Below are 19,886 nucleotides of genomic sequence, written 5' to 3'. Positions count from 1 at the left end.
ATAAATATACAATTTTTTTAATGTTTTACAATAGTATAGTTCTTATTCATTTTCAATTCACTTAATACATTAAGTGCTTCATTTATGTAAATATCTTTTTTTAAGTTCTTATGCCACGCAATACGTTTCTCCTTTAAAACAGTGTCTTTTTTAAATAAACTTAATTCGTATTTAGGAGAGTCAAATGTTAGGTTAGAATCAAATTTAAATACTTCTTTAAATTTTTCTCCTTCCTTAGATTTTTTATCGCTCTCTTCTTTAAATTTATTGTAGTTTAAAGAATATATTCTTTCATCTTGATTTTTCTTTAACCATTTAGCATACTCATTAATTTTCTTAAACTTATCATTTTTCATTACACGTTGCTTACTGTTGTAAACAACATCAGCAAAATTAGTGTATGAATTTGTAGTACTATATTTGGCTTGTTGCACTTTATCCCATGGTAAAGCCCCATCTAAATCACGTTCCCCAAATTCCATATAACTAAATCTACTAGGTAAAGAAACATCTGAATAAACCCCTTCTATTTGGGTAGAACCACCGTTAATTCTATAAAATTTTTGAATAGTCATTTTTAAAGCTCCTAAATCACTAGGATACTTTTCGTAAAAACGATTGATTGGTAATACATTTTGTACAGTTCCTTTACCATAGGTCTGTTTTCCACCAATAATAACACCACGTTTATAATCTTGCATAGCTGCAGCAAAAATTTCAGATGCAGAAGCAGAAAATTCATTTACCATTACTACTAAAGGACCATCCCATTGAATTTTTGAATCTGTATCATTTTTAACTACGGGTTGTTCATTTCTATACTTTACTTGTACAATTGGACCTTGTTTAATAAATAATCCACCAATTTCAATAGCTGTTTTTAAAGAACCGCCACCATTATCACGTAAATCAATCACTAAACCTTTCACGTTTTCTTGTTTTAAACGCTCAATTTCTTTTTCCATATCTTTAGCAGCATCTCTACGGCTTAAATCATTAAAATCAATATAAAATCTTGGTAAGTTAATTACACCATATTTTTTTCCGTTTTTTTCAACAATACTAGATTTTACAAAGGTTTCTTCTAATTCAACTACATCTCTAATAATTGGAATTACTTTTATTGAGCCATCAATTTTCTTTTTAACAGTTAAACGAACTTCGGTTCCTTTTTTTCCTTTAATAAATTTAATAGCATCATCCAATCTCATTCCTACAATGTCTAGTGGTTTTTTGTCACCTTGTGCTACTTTTAAAATAATATCATCAGGTTCTAAACCACCTTGTTTCCATGCTGGACCTCCAGAAATTAACTCAACAATATGTGTGTAAATACCTTTTTTCTGTAAACGAGCACCAATTCCTTCTAATTTACCAGACATTTCTTGATCGAAACGAGATTTTCTTCTAGGAGACATATAAGTAGTATGTGGATCAAATCCACTTACAACACTATTTAAAAAGGTAGAATACCAGTCAGAGTTTTCAAGTTCATCAATACGTTGGTATAAATCATTCATGTTTTTTAAAACTTCTTTTCTAGCTTCTTTTTCTAGTTCAGTAAATGTTTTCTTTTTAAAGTTTTTATCTTTTTTAGCTTTCTCTTTTTGTTGATTTTCAGCATCTTCAATTCTACTTAAAATAGAAAGTTTTAATTGTTTTCTCCAGTAGTTAATTAATTCACTGTCATTTTTAGCAAAAGGAATTTTATCATAATCTACGTCAATTACTTCATCTTTTTTATAGTTGAAAGGTTCAAGTAATAATGAGCGATATGTTTTTTTTGCTGTACCAAGTTTCTCTAAAAAACGGTTATAAACCAATTTATAAAAATCAATTTTGGTATCTCTTAATTGATTGTCAATTTGATATTTATATTTTGAAAACTCTTTTAAATCTTCTTGTGTAAAATATCTTTTACTAGGATCTAAGCCATCAATAAAAGTATTGTATACGTGTTCAGAAAAATCATCATTCAATTCTTTTTGAACATAGTGATATCGTGATAAAATATTTTTTAAGACATAAACAATTACTCTATCTTTTTCGGGATCATTATTAGAAACTGAATTAGAAAAAGTAGAATTTGAAAATAATAATGTAAATGCTAAAAATGGAATGATAAATTTCGTCTTCATGTATCTTCTGTCTTTTTATTTTTTTATTGTGTCGTTGTGTTGCTAAGCTACTAAAATAATGCCAACTTTTTTAGTTTTCTTGCTTTTTGTAAACCCCTTTAAAAACTTCTTTTATTTTTTTATGGTTTTTGTCAATATAATCCCAAACTTGAGTTACTGATCCATCAGAGTTTTTAGTCCAAGTAATTTGATTATAAAAATCACCGTTTTGACTTTTTATAAGTTTACTCTTTAAAACCATTTTATTTGTATCATAATGCCCTTTTAATTCTAAAGAGAACCCTGTGTTGTCTACCCATAATTGATTCCAAGAATTATCAGATTTATTATAATAGTTATAACTTGTCCCTTTATTTTTAGATGTTTTAGAAACCCAATTCTCTTGAATGGCACAAGCATTAGATAGTTTAATAATATTATTAGTACCTATAAGATTATTCTTTGTGTCGTAAACATTCCAGTTTCCTAACCAAAAATCAAATTGAGAATACTCTGGAGAACTGCATGGTTTTATCGCTTTATTTTGCGCATTTACTTCCGAAAAAATTGTACTTAAAGTGAAAAGAGTTACATAGATAATAAAACGAGCCATAACGTTTGTGTTTGATTACTACAATTTTACATATAAAATAAAGCTTTTTGTCTTTACAAAATGTTAAAAAAAGAGTCCTTTTTTTGTGTTACATTTGTTGTAAAACTATTCTACTATGCAAGAAAGACCCTTAATATTAGTTACAAATGATGATGGAATTACCGCTCCTGGTATTCGAATGTTAATTGAAATAATGAATAAAATAGGAGACGTTGTTGTTGTTGCCCCAGACAGTCCTCAGAGTGGTATGGGGCATGCAATTACGGTAAACAACGTTTTGCATTGTAATCCGATTACCATTGATGAAGGCCCACAAATAGAATACAGCTGCTCAGGAACACCTGCTGACTGTGTGAAAATGGCTAAAAATAAAATATTAAATCGTGTGCCAGATTTATGTGTTTCTGGAATTAATCATGGTTCTAATTCATCAATAAATGTTATTTATTCTGGAACAATGAGTGCTGCTGTTGAAGCTGGTATAGAAGGAATTCCAGCAATTGGTTTTTCATTACTTGATTTTGATTGGCATGCTGATTTTAGAGCAGCTAAAAAGTTTATTGAGAAAATAACGTTGAATGTTTTGTTAAATGGATTACCAGAAGGTGTTGTATTGAATGTAAACATTCCAAAATTAAAAGAAAAAGATATTAAAGGAATCCGTGTTTGTAGACAAGCGAATGGATATTGGAAAGAAGATTTTGACAAACGTAAAAGTCCATTTGGAAAAGAATACTATTGGTTATCTGGAGAGTTTGTTAATAGAGATAAAGGGCAGGATACTGATATTTGGGCCTTAGAAAATGGATATATTTCTGTAGTTCCTGTACAATTTGATATGACAGCACATCATGCAATCCAAAAACTGAATTCATGGGACATATAAGAAAAGAAATAGCTATAGGGATTTTAGTTTCTTTAATAGCTACAGCATTCGGTTTATTCATCTATTTAGAATATATATCGTATGATAGCATAGGTACTACTTTTCAAAAAGTAAAAGAAGGTGGTGTATTAGGTTCAGTAATTGCATTGGCTGCTATTCCTAATTTATTAGTGTTTTGGGTATTTCTAAAAAAGAATCAAGATTATAGAGCTAGAGGTGTACTGTTAGCTACTATTTTGACAGCGCTAATTACATTTATTATAAAATTTTTCTAAATAATATTTAATGAAATATTACATCCTTGCAGGAGAAGCTTCAGGAGATTTACATGGAGCTAATTTGATGAAAGCTTTGTTAAAGGAAGACCCAAAAGCAGAGATTCGTTTTTGGGGAGGAGATTTAATGCAAGAGGTTGGTGGTACACTTGTAAAGCATTATAAAGAACGTGCTTTTATGGGTTTTGTAGAAGTACTGATGAATTTACGTAAGATTCTAGGGATGATTTCTTTTTGTAAGAGAGACATTGCTAAGTTCAAACCTGATGTATTAGTACTTATAGATAATTCAGGGTTTAATTTGCGCATTGCTAAGTGGGCAAAACAAGAAGGTATTAGAACTAATTATTATATCTCCCCACAAGTTTGGGCAAGTAGAGCAGGTAGGGTAAAAGACATTAAAAGAGATGTTGATGAAATGTTTGTTATACTACCATTTGAAAAGGAGTTTTATAAGAAATATGACTATGATGTAAACTTTGTTGGACACCCTTTAATTGATGGGATAGCTGGGAGAAAGCAGATAGATGAAGAAAGTTTTAGAGAGGAATATAATTTAGGAGATAAAGAAATAATAGCCTTATTGCCAGGAAGTAGAAAGCAAGAAATTACTAAGATGTTACCAGTAATGTTATCATTAGTAGAGGAGTTTTCTGAGTATCAATTTGTGGTAGGTGGAGCACCTAGTCAAACAAAAGAATTTTATCAAACATTTATTGGTAATAAAAATGTTAAGTTAATTAGCAATAAGACTTACGATTTATTAAGTGTTTCTCATGCTGCCTTAGTGGGTTCTGGAACTGCAACCTTAGAAACAGCTTTGTTTAAAGTGCCACAAGTAGTTTGTTATAAGGGAAGCAATATTTCTTATCAAATAGCAAAACGAATTATAACATTAGAGTATATTTCGTTAGTAAACTTAATAATGGATAAAGAAGTTGTTAAAGAGTTAATTCAAAACGATTTTACCAAAGAAAATTTAAAAACAGAATTAGAATCTATTTTAAACCAAAAGAAAAGAGAAGAATTGTTTTTGTCTTATTTTGATTTAGAACAAAAGTTAGGAGGGAAAGGAGCTTCAGGAAAAACAGCTAAACTGATTGTTGAGGGAGCGAATAAAAAATAAACTTAGATATAAAATTTAAAAATGCTATTGAATATATGATAAAAAAAATACTTTTCATTTTTTCACTTTCCTTATTAATGATTTCTTGTGGTTCATCCAAAAATGTTTCTTCAAGTAAAAGATCAAAGCCAAAGTCTAAAATAATAACAGCAACAAAAGAGAAATCATCGTCACCTACCATCGCAGATAAAATAGTTTGGACTGCAGTTTCTTATAAGGGAACTCGATATAGGTATGGAGGTACTACCAATAAAGGAATGGACTGTTCAGGGTTAATCCATGTGTCATTTAAGAAGCGTAATATAGATTTACCTCGAACTTCTCGTGAAATGTATACAAAAGGATATGAAATACCTTTACGAAAAGTAGAACGTGGAGATTTATTGTTTTTTAAAACAGCACGAAAAAAAGGAAAAGTAAATCATGTAGGTTTGGTGACATCAGTTAAAAATGGTGATATCCATTTTATACATTCAACAAGTTCAAGAGGAGTTATTGTAACCTCATTATTTAATAAATATTGGAAAAAAGCATTTATAAAAGCAAAACGTGTGTTATAACTAAAAAGACCTGCAGTTTTTTGCAGGTCTTTTTAGTTTTATAAAACTCCAACTATTTTCCCGTTAGTTAAGTTTATGATGTCGTTTATAACCAATCCGTCATCTAAATTCTTAGTATATTCTAGAAGCTTACATTCAAAACTAGCTTTAACTTCATAATTTTTGTTAAATCCAGATGTATCATCTTCTAACTTTTCTGAAGAGATAAATTTGAAGAAAGAATTTTTCATTAAATTATTATACTCATAAGAATTATTGGTATCAGTACTATATAATGTTTCAAACAATAAACTAGTATATGTTTTGTTGTTCTTAATATCCTTAATTTTAATAGTAAAACCTTTATGACTATTAGTATTTAAATCTTTTTTATAACTTTCTTTATAATCTATATATTTTATTCCAAAGTTATCATTACTGTACATTGCATTTTTAAAATCTTCCCAAGGAAGTTTGAGCATGTTTTCCTCTATATTGAAAGAATATTCTTTGTTAGAAAAATATTCATCAAAATATAATTGAATGTGATAATCGTCATTAGAAAATGTTTCAGAAATCCCAGCTAATATAGTGCCCTTTGGATTTTGTAGTTTCGTATTTCTGATTCCCATTCCAGTGTTTTGAGTTATAGGAAAATTAATAGAAATTGGCTTCCCATTTAATTCAAATTCGATTAAAAGACTTTTTGGTTTGGTTTCTTCTTTAACTAATTCTTCATCATTCTTTGTACAAGAAAATTGAAGTATAGATAAGAAAAGAAGTAGTAATAAATTTTTAGTAGTTGTTTTTATCATAGTTTTAATTTTTTGAGTTATTTTACTCTATGTTTCAATTAATATGCCAAAATATTATTGGTTTAATTAGAATAGTGTATGAGAAAACAATTACTGTTATTATCGATAATTATAGGCTTTATTTTTTTTCGTTTTATTAAGCAAGATGAAGAAACTTATATAGAAGAAAAGTCAAAGGAGGAAGAAATAATTATTCTTGCTAATTCATATAAAGGAGTTCCTTATAGAGCTGGAGGGACTACTAAAAGTGGGATGGATTGTTCAGGACTGGTGACAACAGTTTTTAAAGCTTTTGATAAGAAATTACCACGTTCTTCTGCCTCGATGAGTAAAAAAGGTAAAGAACTTTCTCTTTCTGATGTTAAAAAGGGGGATTTATTATTTTTTGATATTTCCCGATTAAAAGGAGGAATTAATCACGTGGGGTTAGTTGTATCTGTTAATAATGATGATGTTCAATTTATTCACTCGACAACTTCAAAAGGTGTAATTGTTTCATCAATGAAAGAAAGTTATTGGAAAAAAGAATTTGTAAAAGCAAAGCGAGTTTTTTAATTGTATACTCTATTTATCATTTTTTAAAATAGATATAGTATAAAATAAAAAGCAACCTCTATTGAGATTGCTTTCTGTTTTTTATTAAAGAAATATGTTAGTTTAACATAGACCATAATTTATCTTTTAACTCCATTAAGCCTAGTTGAGCTACTGAAGAGATAAATAAGGTTTCAATACCTTCAGGTAATTCTTTTTTAATTTCTTCTTTTAATTCATCGTCTAACATATCCGACTTAGAAATTGCCAATAAACGATCTTTATCTAATAATTCAGGGTTATGTTTCCTTAATTCATTCAATAAGATATCGTATTCTTTTTGAATATCATCACTATCAGCAGGAATTAAAAAGAGTAGGGTAGAATTACGTTCTATATGACGTAAGAAATAATGACCTAAACCTTTTCCTTCTGAAGCTCCTTCAATAATACCTGGGATATCAGCCATTACAAAACTCTGGTGATTACGGTATTCTACAATTCCTAAATTAGGTTTTAAAGTAGTAAAAGCGTAATCAGCAATTTTTGGTTTAGCAGCTGTTATAACAGACAATAAAGTAGATTTTCCAGCATTAGGAAAACCAACTAAACCAACATCAGCTAAGATTTTAAGCTCTATACGAAACCATCCATCTTTACCGTCAATACCTGGTTGAGCATAACGAGGTGTTTGGTTAGTAGAAGATTTGAAATGCCAGTTTCCTTTACCACCTTTACCACCTTCTAATAGTATTACATCACGACCATCTTCTGTGATTTCATATAAGATTTTATCAGTGTCAGCATCTCTAATAATAGTTCCTAATGGTACTGGAATAATAACATCATTAGCATCATGTCCAGAACTTCTACTGCTACTACCATCACCACCAGATTCAGCCCTAAAGTGACGTTTAAATTTTAAATGGAAAAGTGTCCACATATTTTTATCGCCACGTAATATTACGTGACCACCACGACCTCCATCTCCACCATCTGGTCCACCTTTTGTAATGAATTTTTCACGATGCAAGTGAGCCGATCCTCTACCTCCTTTACCAGAAGATGCGTAGATTTTTATGTAGTCAACAAAATTTCCTTCAGTCATTCTTTCTAAGTTGTTTTCTGTTTAATAAACAGAAGTAAAATTAATTTTTATAAAGTGTCAAGCACTTCTGATAAACGTTCTGTAATTTCTTCAATAGAACCTACACCGTTTACTCCATAATAGTTGTTTTGATTTTGGTAAAAATCTTTTAAAACAGCTGTTTTAGTATTGTATTCGTTAAAGCGATTACGAATTTTACCTTCATCCATATCATCAGTACGACCACTAGTCTTACCTCTTTCTAATAAACGCTCAACTAATAAGTCCTCAGAAACTTCTAAAGCAACCATACCATTTATACGTTCATTTTTTTCAGCTAAAAATTCATCTAAAGCTTTTGCTTGAGATTCAGTTCTTGGGAATCCATCAAAAATAAAACCAGCGGCATCAGTATTTTTTTCAACTTCTGCTTTTAACATGCTAATAGTAACTTCATCAGGAACTAAGTTACCATCGTCCATGTATGTTTTTGCTAATAATCCTAATTCAGTTTCATTTTTAATATTAAATCGGAATACATCACCAGTAGAAATATGTACTAAGTTGTACTTTTCTTTTAATACTTCAGCTTGTGTACCTTTTCCTGCACCAGGAGGTCCGAATAATACGATGTTTTTCATTTTGGGTTGTGTTGTTAATTGATAAATAGCAGGCAAATTTCTTCCATAACCTTTGTAATCTAATCCGTATCCTACAATAAATTTGTCTTCAATATTTTTTCCAACATAATTTATAGGAAGTTCTTTTCGATACACGTCAGGTTTAAAGAATAGCGATACTATTTTAAGTTCTTTTAGATTTTTTGTTTTGAATATTTCGTAGATTTCTTGTAAAGTAGTACCCGTATCAATAATATCTTCTAATATGATAACGGTACGACCTGTTAAATCTTCGTTTATACCAATAAGTTTCTTTACATTTTCTGTTGAAGTAGTCCCTTCATAAGAAGCTAATTTAACAAAAGTCATTTCGCAATCTCCTTTGTAAGCTCGTAAAAAATCAGCAGTAAAAACAAAGCATCCATTTAAAATTCCTACAAAAAAAGGAACTTCATTTTTAGGTAAATCTTTTCTTACTTGTTCTGCCAGAGACTGTACAATGTTTGAGAGTTCATTACTTGAAATGTACTCTTTAAAATATAAATCGTGAAGTTTTGTAATTTTCATCAGATTGCAAAGATAGTTGCTTGATATTAAATGAAAAAACCGTTTTGAAAAATATTCAAAACGGTTTTTTGAGTGTTTTTTTATATATTATTTATTGTCTTCTTTTTTAGAAGTATCAAACATTACAGGTGTTGCCACGAATAATGAAGAGTAAGTACCTACAACTACACCAACAATAAGTGCAAACATAAATCCTTTAATACTATCTCCACCGAAGAAGAAAATAGCTAACATTACTAATAAAGTAGTTAAAGAAGTATTAATTGTTCTTCCTAAAGTACTACTTAAAGCTTTGTCTACAATGTTAGCAGTTAAAGAGTTGCTGTTTGCAGCATATTCTCTAATTCTATCGAAAATTACCACGGTATCATTCAAAGAGTATCCAACTACAGTTAAAATAGCAGCAATAAACGATTGTCCTATTTCCATATCGAAAGGCATTACTTTGTAGAATATAGAGAAAACTCCTAATACTACTAATACATCATGGAATACAGCTACTACGGCACCAATAGAGAAAGACATTTTTCTAAAACGTAATAAGATATATAAGAATACTACAATTAAAGATCCTAATACAGCCCATATTGCAGCTTGTTTAATATCATCTGCAATTGTTGGCTCTACTTTCATATAGCTCATTATTCCACTACCAGCTTTTTCAAAACCAGGTTTAAAATCTTCGTAAGAAGTTGTACCTAAATAAGGTTTTAAACCGTTGTATAAAGCAGTTTGTACTTCATTATCAACGTTTTTACCTTCTTCATCAATTTTGAAAACAGTAGTTATTTTTAATTGGTTTTCAGAACCATAAGTTTTTACTTCTGGAGAAGTACCAAAAGCACCTTTTAAAGCTGAAGCTACTTCATTAGCTTTCATTCCTTGGTCAAAACGAACAACATAAGAACGTCCTCCTTTAAAATCAACACCTTGCTTTAATCCTAAAGTAAAGATTGAAATTAATCCAGCTATGATAAAGAATCCAGAAATAATGTAAGCTAACTTACGTTTCTTTAAGAATTCAATGCTAATATTTTTAAACCAGTTTTTAGAAATTCCAGTATTGAATGTTAAGTTAGTACCTTTGTTTACAGCTCCATCAATAAATAAACGAGTAATAAAGATTGCTGTAAATAAAGAAGTAGCAATACCTAACATTAATGTATAAGCAAAACCTTTAATTGGTCCTGTTCCAAATACAAATAAGATAACACCTGTTAAGAAAGTAGTAATGTTTGCATCAATAATTGCAGATAAAGCTCCTTTAAAACTAAATCCTTCATTAACAGCCTCACCTAAACTCTTTCCTCCAGATAATGCTTCTTTAATTCTTTCGAAAATAATAACGTTCGCATCAACCGACATACCTATAGTTAAGATAATACCAGCGATTCCAGGTAAAGTTAATACAGCGCTGAAAGATACTAACCATCCAAAGATGAATAAGATGTTTACTAATAATGCAATATTAGCATATAAACCAGCTTTTCCATAGTATAAAATCATCCACGCTAATACTAATAAGATAGCTAATCCGAATGACCACATACTTGCATTAATAGATTCTTGTCCTAAAGAAGGTCCAACTACTTCTGATTGGATCATTCTTGCAGGAGCAGGTAATTTACCAGCTTTTAATACAGTTGCAATATCTTGAGCTTCGTTAACAGTCATAGAACCACCAGAAATAGAAGACTTGCTACCTAATTGTCCATTAATAACTGGTGCGGTATAAACATAATTGTCTAACACAATAGCAACAAATTTCCCTATGTTTTCTCCTGTTAATTTCGACCATTTCTTAGTTCCTATTGCGTTCATCGTCATAGATACAATTGGCTTGCTTAATTGATCATAGTCTTGTGTAGCATCAGCAATAACATCACCATCAATAGCAGCTTTATCATTTCTATTAGATTTTATTGCATACAAACCAATAATTTGATTTGTTCCATCTGCACTAGGTTGTGCTTTATAATCCCATAAAAACTTAACATATTTTAAGTTACTTGGTAATAAAGCTCTTACTTGCTTGTTAGCTAATAAACTGTTTACTTTGGCAGTATCTTGCACTCTAGCTTGTGCTACTAAAGAACTCATTTGTTGTTGGCTCTGAGCTACATTAGGGAATAAGTATGTAAATAAGTTCTTTTGATTTTCAACTTTAGTAGAATCAGCAGACTCTCCTAATAAATCATCAATGTTATCAGTTTTAGTAGAATCTTTTGCCTGTTCAGTTGAAGAATCATCTTTTAATAATTCAGCAACCTTTGCATTAGCAGCAAAGAGATAATTTTGAACTTCAGCATTTGTATATACTTCCCAAAATTGTAATTCTGCTGTACTTTGTAATAGTTTTCCTACACGTTCAATATCTTTTGCTCCTGGTAATTCAACTTGAATACGACCAGAAGTACCGATTCTTTGAATACTTGGTTGAACAACACCAAATTTATCAATACGGCTACGTAATACCTCAAAAGCAGTGTTAATAGACGAATTGATTTCTTCTTGTAAAGTCGATTTTACTTGTTCATTTGTTTTGTTGAAATCAATTTTGTCACGTAAGGCTTTAGTTCCAAAAATGCTTGGATCGCTTAACTTAACGTTTCCTTTGCTTAATTTTTCGAACTCGCTATAGAATAAATCTATATAATCATCTTGACTATTTTTTTGGGCTTCATCAGCTTTTGCTAATGCTTCAATAAAAACAGTGTTTTTTGAGTTGTTAGATAACCCAATTAAAATATCTTTTACAGATACTTGTAAAATTGCATTAATACCACCTTTTAAATCTAAACCAAGGTTCATTTCTCTCTCCCTGATTTCATCAAAAGTGTACTTTGCAATTCCTAAATTTAATACCTCTTTATTTGCTACACTATCTAGATATTTCCTTTCGGCTCTAGCTAACGCTCTTCCGTTGTTACCTTCTACATTTTCTTTTGCGTATACTTTTGCGCTATCTTCAACTTTGTTAGCGAAAAATGTAAACGACAACTGGTACAAACTCACTAACCCGAACAGGATAGCAAATAATTTAATAAGACCTTTGTTTTGCATTTTTATTAATTTAAATCGACTTTTTTTAAAACGTGCAAATATAGTATTTCAAAAAAGATTTGCCAATTCTTTTACTATATTTATCTGTTTCGCACAGAATTAGTTAAATTATGCTAATAAATGTCAGTTTTTATAGGGATTATATTATGTATATTTACCTGCTTTTTAAAGCAGAATAAACAACTAAAAATATATAATTCGCTATGGCGCATTTAACCGATATTGAGATAGCTCAAGCAAAAGAATTACAGCACATTAAAACTGTAGCTAATAAGCTTAATCTAAATGAAGATAATTTAGAAATGTATGGTAAATACAAAGCTAAATTACCATTAAGTTTAATTGATGAAAATAAAGTAAAAGAAAACAATTTAGTTTTAGTAACAGCTTTAACACCAACACCAGCAGGAGAAGGTAAAACAACTGTTTCTATTGGTTTAACAGAAGGGTTAAATAAAGTAGGAAAGCAAGCTACTGTTGTTTTACGCGAGCCATCTTTAGGACCTGTTTTTGGTATTAAAGGAGGAGCCGCTGGAGGAGGCTACTCTCAAGTGGTACCTATGGAAGATATTAATTTACACTTTACGGGTGACTTTAATGCAATAGAAAAAGCGAATAACTTATTATCAGCATTAATTGATAATAATTTACAGAGTAAAACCAATAATTTAAATATAGATCCCCGTACCATTTTATGGAAACGTGTAATTGATATGAACGATAGATCATTACGTCATATTACTATTGGATTAGGAGGAACTGCTAATGGAATACCACGTGAAGATGGATTTAATATTACGCCTGCATCAGAAGTAATGGCAATACTTTGTATGGCAACCGATTTTGATGACTTGAAAAAACGATTAGGGAATATATTTATTGGGTTTACTTTTGATAAAAAACCAGTTTTTGCAAGCGATTTGAAAGCTCAAGATGCAATGGCTATTTTATTAAAGGATGCTATAAAGCCTAATTTAGTTCAAACCTTAGAAGAGAATCCAGCAATTATTCATGGAGGTCCATTTGCTAACATAGCCCAAGGAACTAATACAATTATTGCCACTAAAATGGGATTGTCATTATCCAATTACGTAGTTACAGAAGCTGGTTTTGGAGCAGATTTAGGAGCAGAAAAGTTTTTAAATATTAAATCGCAACATGCAGGGTTAAACCCTAAGTGTGTAGTATTAGTAGCTACTGTTAGAGCATTGCGTCATCATGGAGGTGCTCAAAAAGAAGAATACAATACACCAAGTATAGAAAGAGTTCAAGAAGGATTAAAAAATTTAGAGAAGCATATTGAAAATATTCGCAAATATAATATTGAGCCTGTAGTTGCAATTAATTCATTTATTTCAGATACAGAAGAAGAGGTAAACTTTGTTATCGAAGCATGTGGTAAGTTGGGTGTAAAAGCTGTAGTATCTGAAGGATGGGCAAAAGGAGGAGAAGGAACAAAGAACTTAGCCAATGCAGTAGTTGATGTTGTTGAAAATAAAGCAACTCAATTCAAACCATTGTATAATTGGACAAGTCCAGTTAAGGAAAAAATTGAAACGATAGCTAAAGAGATTTATGGAGCCGAAAAAGTTGAGTATAGTAAAAAAGCACAACTAAACTTAAGAAGAATTGATCGTTTAGGATTCAATGATTTTGCAGTGTGTATGGCTAAAACACAAAAATCTTTTTCAGATAATGATAAATTAATTGGAAGACCAGAAGGTTTTACTGTAACTGTTCGTGAAATTGAAATAGCAGCAGGAGCTCAATTCATTATTCCAATTTTAGGAAAAATGATGCGTATGCCAGGTTTACCAGCTGTGCCAGCATCAGAAAATATGACTATTGACAATCAAGGTGTAATATCTGGTTTGTCTTAATGAAGTAAAATACTGCTTAAAATAAAAATCCCGAGTTAAAAACTCGGGATTTTTATTTAGAAAACTTTTATAATTAAACTATTAACTTACACCACGTTGTTTGTTAATTTCATCTTGTAACTGACGTCTTAGTTTTTGTTCTTTTGTTAAGGCGTTTTTCTTGTGTTGTTCAAATTCTTGCTCAACATCAATTAATAAATCTTTAGTTTGTTTAGTAACAGCATTACTGTTTTTAAAACGAAAAATGAAAAAAGCCAAGCCAACAACTAGAGCAATTATAATACTCCATACAATAGTATTGTAAGTACCTTTTTTTAGAGGGATACCTATAAATGAAATAGCATCTTCTTTTTCTATAGAAGCAGATAAGTTGTTGTTTAAAGCGTCAATCTTAGTTTGTAAAGAAGTGATGTTTTTTAGTTGTTCATTTATTTTAATTTGTTTAGCAGCAGCGTCATTTTTTATCGCTTTTATGCTGTCTAAAATATTTTTCTGTAAACTCAAAAACTCATTCTTCTTTATAACCTTATAGATTTGGTAATTGTTTGAGTTTTTATAAAGTTTTTTAAATTGATTTTCAACCGTATTAGGTAGTTCGGTTTTACTCGAGTTTTGTGCTATAATACCTTGAGTAAAAATAAAAATGAATAATATTCTTAAAGTTTTCATAGGTAAAGATTTTATGTTAGAATAATTGAATGTTTTGATTTAAAAAAACCCAAACGTTTAAGTTTGGGTTTTTAGTATAAGCAAGGTTGTGAAACTTATTTTACTTTTTCTACAATGGCCTTAAAAGCTTCTGGGTTGTTCATCGCTAAATCAGCTAAAACCTTACGGTTTAATTCGATATTGTTAGCTTTTACTTTCCCCATAAACTGAGAGTAAGACATTCCAAACTGACGAGCTCCAGCGTTAATACGTTGGATCCATAATGAACGGAAGTTTCTCTTATTGTTTTTGCGGTCACGGTATGCATATTGCATTCCTTTTTCAACCGCATTCTTTGCTACTGTGTAAACGTTTTTACGTCTTCCAAAGTAACCTTTTGCTTGCTTCAAGATTTTCTTTCTTCTATTTCTTGAAGCTACTGAATTTACTGATCTTGGCATAATTCAAATGTTTTTTGTAGTAGGCGATCGAAATTCGATACTTTATTGAGCCTAACTCCATGGTTAATAATTAAATTCCCTGGCTAACAATTATTTTAAAACTAATTGTTGCTTAATACTAGCCTCATCTGACTTGTGAACTAAAGTCGAATGAGTTAATGCAAGCTTACGTTTTTTAGACTTCTTTGTTAAGATGTGACTTTTGAACGCGTGCTTTCTTTTGATTTTTCCAGAACCAGTTAACTTGAAACGTTTCTTGGCACTAGATTTTGTTTTAATTTTAGGCATCTTTGTTTTTTAGTTTATCTTGCTTATATATTGTAAGTATGATAGGTTTATTTTGTCTTTTTAGGAGCAATAAACATAATCATCCTTTTTCCTTCTAGTTTAGGCATTTGCTCTACCTTACCATATTCTTCTAATTCTTGAGCTAGCTTTAATAGTAAAATCTGCCCTTGTTCTTTAAATACAATAGAACGTCCTTTGAAGAATACAAAAGCTTTTAATTTAGCTCCGTCTTGTAAAAACTTAATAGCATGTTTCTTTTTAAATTCATAATCATGCTCATCAGTTTGAGGACCGAAACGAATTTCCTTTACAGTAACTTTAGTAGCCTTAGCTTTTAAAGCTTTTTCACGTTTCTTTTGCTCGTACAAAAACTTTTTGTAATCAATAACTTTACAAACAGGAGGAACAGCTTTAGGAGAAATTTCTACTAAATCTAATTCTTGCTCTCGTGCTATCTCTTTTGCTTTTGCTAAAGGATATACACCTACCTCAATGTTTTCACCAACAAGGCGAACTTCATCAACATATTTAATTTTATCATTAATTCTATGCTGATCTTCTTTAATTACTCTAAGCGGTCTACGTCCGCCTCTTCTTCTAATTGCTATAACTTATAAATTTAAAAATTACTATTTTATTTTTCGTTTCCAAAAGGAACTAATGTCTTACCAACTTCTTTCTTTATTAGAGAAATAAATTCTTCTATCGTGAATGTACCTAAGTCTCCTTCTCCATGTTTCCTTACAGATACTGTGCCATCTTGCTCCTCCTTTTCACCTACAATTACCATGAAAGGTATTTTGCTAACTTCCGCATCACGAATCTTTCTTCCAGTCTTCTCACTACGATTGTCTACGAGGGCGCGAATTTCGGAATTTTCTAACAAAGTTAAAACTTTTTTGGTATATTTTTGATATTTCTCGCTGATTGGCAGTACAATAACTTGTTCTGGAGTTAACCAAAGAGGGAAATTACCACCAGTATGCTCTAGTAAAATTGCTATGAAACGCTCTAAAGAACCGAATGGTGCTCGGTGAATCATTACAGGACGGTGTAACTCATTGTCACTACCTTTGTAGTGTAGGTCAAAACGTTCAGGTAAGTTGTAATCAACTTGAATTGTTCCTAGTTGCCAACTTCTACCTAAAGCATCCTTAACCATAAAGTCTAATTTAGGTCCGTAAAAAGCAGCTTCACCTTCTTCGATAACAAAATCTAAACCTTTGTCTTGAGCTGCATTGATAATAGCTTGCTCAGCTTTTTCCCAGTTTTCAACAGAACCAATATACTTATCTGGATTCTCAGGATCTCTTACTGAAACTTGTGCAGTAAAGTTTTCAAAACCTAAAGAACCAAAAACATATAGTACTAAATCGATAACATTTTTGAATTCTTCATCAAGTTGTTCTGGTGTACAAAAAATGTGTGCATCATCTTGAGTAAAACCTCTTACACGAGTTAATCCATGTAATTCACCACTTTGCTCATATCTATATACAGTACCGAATTCAGCAAAACGCTTAGGTAAATCTTTATAAGAATGAGGTTTGAAATTGTATACTTCACAGTGATGAGGACAGTTCATTGGTTTTAATAAAAACTCTTCATCCATTTTAGGAGTTTTTATAGGTTGAAAACTATCTTCACCATATTTAGCATAATGACCAGAAGTAACATAAAGATCTTTTTGACCAATATGAGGGGTCATTACCATTTCGTAACCAGCTTTCTTTTGAGCATTTTTTAAGAAACTTTCTAATCTTTCTCTTAATGCAGCTCCTTTAGGTAACCATAAAGGTAACCCTTGTCCAACTTTTTGAGAAAAAGTAAATAATTCTAATTCTTTACCAAGTTTTCTGTGGTCACGCTTTTTAGCTTCCTCTAGTAATTCTAAATATTCAGTAAGCATTTTTTGCTTAGGGAAAGAAATACCATAAATACGGGTTAATTGGTTATTTTTTTCATCCCCGCGCCAGTAAGCACCAGCAACGTTCATTACTTTAATAGCTTTAATTATTCCTGTGTTTGGAATGTGTCCACCTCTACATAAATCAGTAAAATCACTATGGTCACAGAAAGTAATATCTCCGTCAGTTAAATTTTCAATTAATTCAACTTTGTATTCGTTACCTTCTTCTTTATAGTAAGATAAAGCATCGGCTTTGGAAACAGAACGTAATTTAAATTCATGTTTACCTCTTGCTAATTCTAAAAATTTCTTTTCAATAGCAGAAAAATCTTTCTCAGAAATAGTTTCATCACCTAAATCTATATCATAATAAAAACCATTGTCAATAGCAGGACCTATAGTTAATTTAGCGTTTGGATGAAATTCCAAAATAGCTTGAGCTAATACGTGAGCAGAAGAATGCCAAAAAGCTTTTTTTCCTGCTTCATCATTAAATGTATATAGTATTAAAGAACCATCGGTGGTTAATGGAGTAGAGGTTTCAATGGTTGTACCATTAAAGTTTGCAGAAATTACGTTTCTAGCAAAACCTTCGCTTATACTCTTAGCAACATCCATAGCGGTGCTGTTCACTTCAAATTCTTTGACGTTTCCGTCTGGCAATGTAATTTTAATCATTATTTAAATATGTCTTTAGGTTAAATTTCCTTACAAGTGGAAATTTCAAGTGGCAAAGATATTGTAAAACCGTTTGCTGTACAATATATAGTTTGTTGTATTTCTAAGAAAAAGAAAAGATATAATAAGAAGGGTAAAATATGAGAGAGTTTAGGATGAAATACTTATATTTATAAGTTAATAATGTAATATAGTATGTTTTTAGACTCTTTGAAAAAGATTGGTCGTTTAGAACCGTTTGAGATAAAGAACAATAGTTTAGTGCTTTGTTTGATTTCTCCAGGAGTGTATATATATTCATTATTAATCTTTCGATATAATGTGAATGCGGTAGAGATTCCTTATCTCAGGGAAGTTTTTGCAGTTTTATTTATGTTAGTAGCATTACTGCCGTTAACTAAACATAGAGTTGTAGTTGATTACTACGGGATTTTCGTTTTTGTAATTTTATTATTGTTTCAACATTATCTAACATACACAGTAGCGTTGAATAGTTTCTCGATAGATTATCTGTTAGGGACATTTATAGTGATGTTTGGTGGGGTGTTAATGTTAAGTAGTAGGTTATTGATAGTGTTGTTTAGTGCTTCGCAACTTATACATATGAGTTATTGGGTGCTGAAGTCAAACTTAGGTATAGTAGAAGAAGGAGCTATTATAATATCTACTACAACAATATTTGTTTATTCATTTATAATATTAAATGGTATTATAAGGTATAGGCAAGAGTTGGTAGAATTAAACGAAAGTTTAGAAGGTAAGATTAAAGAGAGGACAGAGGCTTTAGAAAGAAGAGCAAAGGAGTTAAGTGCAAGGAATAAAGATCTAGAAGAGTTTGCCTATGTAGTTTCACATGACTTAAAACAACCGTTAGGAAATATATATACGTTAGCAGAGTGGAGTGAGGTTATATTGAAAGAAAATGAAAACGAAGAATTGAATTCAAGTATAACTGGAATTAAAGAGTTAGCGGAACAAATGGAAAAACTTATAAAAGGTATATTGAATTATTCCTTATATAAGAAAAAGGAAAAGGAATTAACAAGGGTTGATGTAGGGTTTATGTTAAGGAAGATTAAAAGTTCAAATGAAACGGATTCTTGTCAAATAATTATAAAAGATGAAATGCCAAAGATTTTCTTTAATGAAGAACAGTTGATTCAGGTTTTTCAAAATTTAATAGAAAATGGAATAGTACATAATAATAGTAGCGATATTAAAATAGAGGTCGCATGCAAAGAAGAAGGAGATGAGTATGTTTTCTCGATTAAAGATAATGGGCCAGGTATTGAAAAGAAGTTTTTCGATAAGATATTCGAGTTGTTTCAGAGATTAGATATTGATTCTGGAGGTGGAGAAATAGGAGTTGGTTTGCCTTTGGTGAAGAAAATAGTAGAAAGATCAGGTGGTAAAATCTGGTTAACAAGTAAAGTAGGAGTAGGTAGTACTTTCTTTTTTTCGATACGAAAGAGCTTCGGTTAGTGATATAAGAGCATCTAATTATAGATAATAAGTTTGATAAATCATATAGAACTTAATTAAATGAATACCTAACCTAAAAAACTTTAGAGTGTAACTTATTGACAAATAGATGATTAAAAAACAACTCAAAAAAAGATTTAAAAAGATAGTTGTTGTGTTAAAAAAGAGTTCTATATTTGCACCCGCTAACGAAAAAACGACAAGTTATAAAGATAGCGAAAGTTCATTAAAATAGACGGTAGAGTGGTGTTAAAAGAGAGTAAAAAATAAGTTAAATTATTCTTGTTTATTACAAAAT

Annotated in this window: 18 protein-coding genes; 7 read left to right on the top strand and 11 right to left on the bottom strand. The window is 30.6% G+C overall.

Annotated features, from left to right (window positions below; all coding sequences use genetic code 11):
• Window positions 1–17: 17 nt before the first annotated feature.
• Window positions 18–2,138 (bottom strand): carboxy terminal-processing peptidase, encoded by a 2,121-nt coding sequence (locus F7018_RS15130; RefSeq protein ID WP_150900944.1) that lies wholly within the window; start codon window positions 2,136–2,138, stop codon window positions 18–20.
• Between the two features lie 70 nt (window positions 2,139–2,208).
• Window positions 2,209–2,730 (bottom strand): hypothetical protein, encoded by a 522-nt coding sequence (locus F7018_RS15125; protein ID WP_150900943.1) that lies wholly within the window; start codon window positions 2,728–2,730, stop codon window positions 2,209–2,211.
• 115 nt (window positions 2,731–2,845) lie between these two features.
• Here F7018_RS15125 and surE point away from each other — a divergent pair, with 115 nt between their 5' ends.
• From surE to F7018_RS15105, 4 genes are read left to right on the top strand one after another with little or no spacing between them, the layout of a single operon-like run.
• Window positions 2,846–3,616, top strand: a complete 771-nt coding sequence (gene surE / locus F7018_RS15120) for a 5'/3'-nucleotidase SurE (protein WP_150900942.1) — start codon at window positions 2,846–2,848, stop codon at window positions 3,614–3,616.
• Window positions 3,604–3,891 carry a hypothetical protein gene (locus tag F7018_RS15115; RefSeq protein WP_150900941.1) on the top strand — a complete coding sequence of 96 codons (288 nt, stop codon included), beginning with the start codon at window positions 3,604–3,606 and terminating at the stop codon, window positions 3,889–3,891. The genes surE and F7018_RS15115 overlap by 13 nt, the downstream gene beginning before the upstream one ends.
• 10 nt (window positions 3,892–3,901) lie before the next feature.
• Entirely contained in the window at window positions 3,902–5,017 is a 1,116-nt protein-coding gene (lpxB, locus tag F7018_RS15110) for a lipid-A-disaccharide synthase (protein WP_150900940.1), read from the top strand.
• A 35-nt stretch (window positions 5,018–5,052) separates the two neighbouring features.
• The gene (locus tag F7018_RS15105) at window positions 5,053–5,577 is read left to right on the top strand and encodes a C40 family peptidase (protein ID WP_150900939.1); all 525 of its coding nucleotides are present in this window, start codon (window positions 5,053–5,055) and stop codon (window positions 5,575–5,577) included.
• 38 nt (window positions 5,578–5,615) lie between these two features.
• On the opposite strand, the gene F7018_RS15100 is transcribed toward F7018_RS15105, so the two are convergent.
• The gene (locus tag F7018_RS15100; RefSeq protein WP_150900938.1) at window positions 5,616–6,371 is read right to left on the bottom strand and encodes a hypothetical protein; all 756 of its coding nucleotides are present in this window, start codon (window positions 6,369–6,371) and stop codon (window positions 5,616–5,618) included.
• Window positions 6,372–6,449: 78 nt separating this feature from the next.
• Here F7018_RS15100 and F7018_RS15095 point away from each other — a divergent pair, with 78 nt between their 5' ends.
• Window positions 6,450–6,926, top strand: a complete 477-nt coding sequence (locus F7018_RS15095) for a C40 family peptidase (RefSeq protein WP_150900937.1) — start codon at window positions 6,450–6,452, stop codon at window positions 6,924–6,926.
• Window positions 6,927–7,023: 97 nt separating this feature from the next.
• Here the strand turns inward: F7018_RS15095 and obgE are convergent, their stop codons facing one another.
• The 3 genes from obgE to secDF all read right to left on the bottom strand — a co-directional run bounded on the left by obgE (window position 7,024) and on the right by secDF (window position 12,242).
• On the bottom strand, window positions 7,024–8,013 hold the full coding sequence (gene obgE / locus F7018_RS15090; RefSeq protein ID WP_150900936.1) for a GTPase ObgE: 990 nt from the start codon (window positions 8,011–8,013) through the stop codon (window positions 7,024–7,026).
• 47 nt (window positions 8,014–8,060) lie between these two features.
• Entirely contained in the window at window positions 8,061–9,179 is a 1,119-nt protein-coding gene (locus F7018_RS15085; RefSeq protein WP_150900935.1) for an adenylate kinase, read from the bottom strand.
• Window positions 9,180–9,266: 87 nt separating this feature from the next.
• Window positions 9,267–12,242: a protein translocase subunit SecDF gene (gene secDF / locus F7018_RS15080; protein ID WP_150900934.1), complete on the bottom strand. Its 2,976-nt coding sequence runs from the start codon at window positions 12,240–12,242 to the stop codon at window positions 9,267–9,269.
• Window positions 12,243–12,445: 203 nt separating this feature from the next.
• On the opposite strand from secDF, the gene F7018_RS15075 reads away from it, so the two are divergent.
• Entirely contained in the window at window positions 12,446–14,122 is a 1,677-nt protein-coding gene (locus F7018_RS15075) for a formate--tetrahydrofolate ligase (RefSeq protein ID WP_150900933.1), read from the top strand.
• A gap of 81 nt (window positions 14,123–14,203) precedes the next feature.
• Here the strand turns inward: F7018_RS15075 and F7018_RS15070 are convergent, their stop codons facing one another.
• From F7018_RS15070 to thrS, 5 genes are all read right to left on the bottom strand, one after another.
• A complete protein-coding gene (locus F7018_RS15070) occupies window positions 14,204–14,791 on the bottom strand; it encodes a coiled-coil domain-containing protein (protein WP_150900932.1) in 588 nt (195 codons plus the stop codon).
• 95 nt (window positions 14,792–14,886) lie between these two features.
• Complete coding sequence (rplT, locus tag F7018_RS15065; protein ID WP_150900931.1) at window positions 14,887–15,231, bottom strand: 50S ribosomal protein L20; 345 nt, start codon at window positions 15,229–15,231, stop codon at window positions 14,887–14,889.
• A 90-nt stretch (window positions 15,232–15,321) separates the two neighbouring features.
• Complete coding sequence (gene rpmI / locus F7018_RS15060) at window positions 15,322–15,519, bottom strand: 50S ribosomal protein L35 (protein WP_150900930.1); 198 nt, start codon at window positions 15,517–15,519, stop codon at window positions 15,322–15,324.
• A gap of 47 nt (window positions 15,520–15,566) precedes the next feature.
• Complete coding sequence (gene infC / locus F7018_RS15055; RefSeq protein WP_175578760.1) at window positions 15,567–16,085, bottom strand: translation initiation factor IF-3; 519 nt, start codon at window positions 16,083–16,085, stop codon at window positions 15,567–15,569.
• Between the two features lie 68 nt (window positions 16,086–16,153).
• Window positions 16,154–18,106, bottom strand: a complete 1,953-nt coding sequence (thrS, locus tag F7018_RS15050; RefSeq protein WP_150900928.1) for a threonine--tRNA ligase — start codon at window positions 18,104–18,106, stop codon at window positions 16,154–16,156.
• A gap of 195 nt (window positions 18,107–18,301) precedes the next feature.
• On the opposite strand from thrS, the gene F7018_RS15045 reads away from it, so the two are divergent.
• Window positions 18,302–19,588, top strand: a complete 1,287-nt coding sequence (locus F7018_RS15045; protein WP_150900927.1) for a sensor histidine kinase — start codon at window positions 18,302–18,304, stop codon at window positions 19,586–19,588.
• Window positions 19,589–19,886 lie beyond the last annotated feature (298 nt).

The sequence above is a fragment of the Tenacibaculum aiptasiae genome (assembly GCF_008806755.1).
Lineage (GTDB): Bacteria > Bacteroidota > Bacteroidia > Flavobacteriales > Flavobacteriaceae > Polaribacter > Polaribacter aiptasiae.
This window is presented reverse-complemented; position numbering and strand designations above follow the sequence as displayed.

Bases quoted from the DNA above. Each gene is read 5' to 3' on its own strand.
- F7018_RS15130 (WP_150900944.1), bottom strand. From the start codon at position 2,138: ATGAAGACGAAATTTATCATTCCATTTTTAGCATTTACATTATTATTT.
- F7018_RS15125 (WP_150900943.1), bottom strand. From the start codon at position 2,730: ATGGCTCGTTTTATTATCTATGTAACTCTTTTCACTTTAAGTACAATT.
- surE (WP_150900942.1), top strand. From the start codon at position 2,846: ATGCAAGAAAGACCCTTAATATTAGTTACAAATGATGATGGAATTACC.
- F7018_RS15115 (WP_150900941.1), top strand. From the start codon at position 3,604: ATGGGACATATAAGAAAAGAAATAGCTATAGGGATTTTAGTTTCTTTA.
- lpxB (WP_150900940.1), top strand. From the start codon at position 3,902: ATGAAATATTACATCCTTGCAGGAGAAGCTTCAGGAGATTTACATGGA.
- F7018_RS15105 (WP_150900939.1), top strand. From the start codon at position 5,053: ATGATAAAAAAAATACTTTTCATTTTTTCACTTTCCTTATTAATGATT.
- F7018_RS15100 (WP_150900938.1), bottom strand. From the start codon at position 6,371: ATGATAAAAACAACTACTAAAAATTTATTACTACTTCTTTTCTTATCT.
- F7018_RS15095 (WP_150900937.1), top strand. From the start codon at position 6,450: ATGAGAAAACAATTACTGTTATTATCGATAATTATAGGCTTTATTTTT.
- obgE (WP_150900936.1), bottom strand. From the start codon at position 8,013: ATGACTGAAGGAAATTTTGTTGACTACATAAAAATCTACGCATCTTCT.
- F7018_RS15085 (WP_150900935.1), bottom strand. From the start codon at position 9,179: ATGAAAATTACAAAACTTCACGATTTATATTTTAAAGAGTACATTTCA.
- secDF (WP_150900934.1), bottom strand. From the start codon at position 12,242: ATGCAAAACAAAGGTCTTATTAAATTATTTGCTATCCTGTTCGGGTTA.
- F7018_RS15075 (WP_150900933.1), top strand. From the start codon at position 12,446: ATGGCGCATTTAACCGATATTGAGATAGCTCAAGCAAAAGAATTACAG.
- F7018_RS15070 (WP_150900932.1), bottom strand. From the start codon at position 14,791: ATGAAAACTTTAAGAATATTATTCATTTTTATTTTTACTCAAGGTATT.
- rplT (WP_150900931.1), bottom strand. From the start codon at position 15,231: ATGCCAAGATCAGTAAATTCAGTAGCTTCAAGAAATAGAAGAAAGAAA.
- rpmI (WP_150900930.1), bottom strand. From the start codon at position 15,519: ATGCCTAAAATTAAAACAAAATCTAGTGCCAAGAAACGTTTCAAGTTA.
- thrS (WP_150900928.1), bottom strand. From the start codon at position 18,106: ATGATTAAAATTACATTGCCAGACGGAAACGTCAAAGAATTTGAAGTG.
- F7018_RS15045 (WP_150900927.1), top strand. From the start codon at position 18,302: ATGTTTTTAGACTCTTTGAAAAAGATTGGTCGTTTAGAACCGTTTGAG.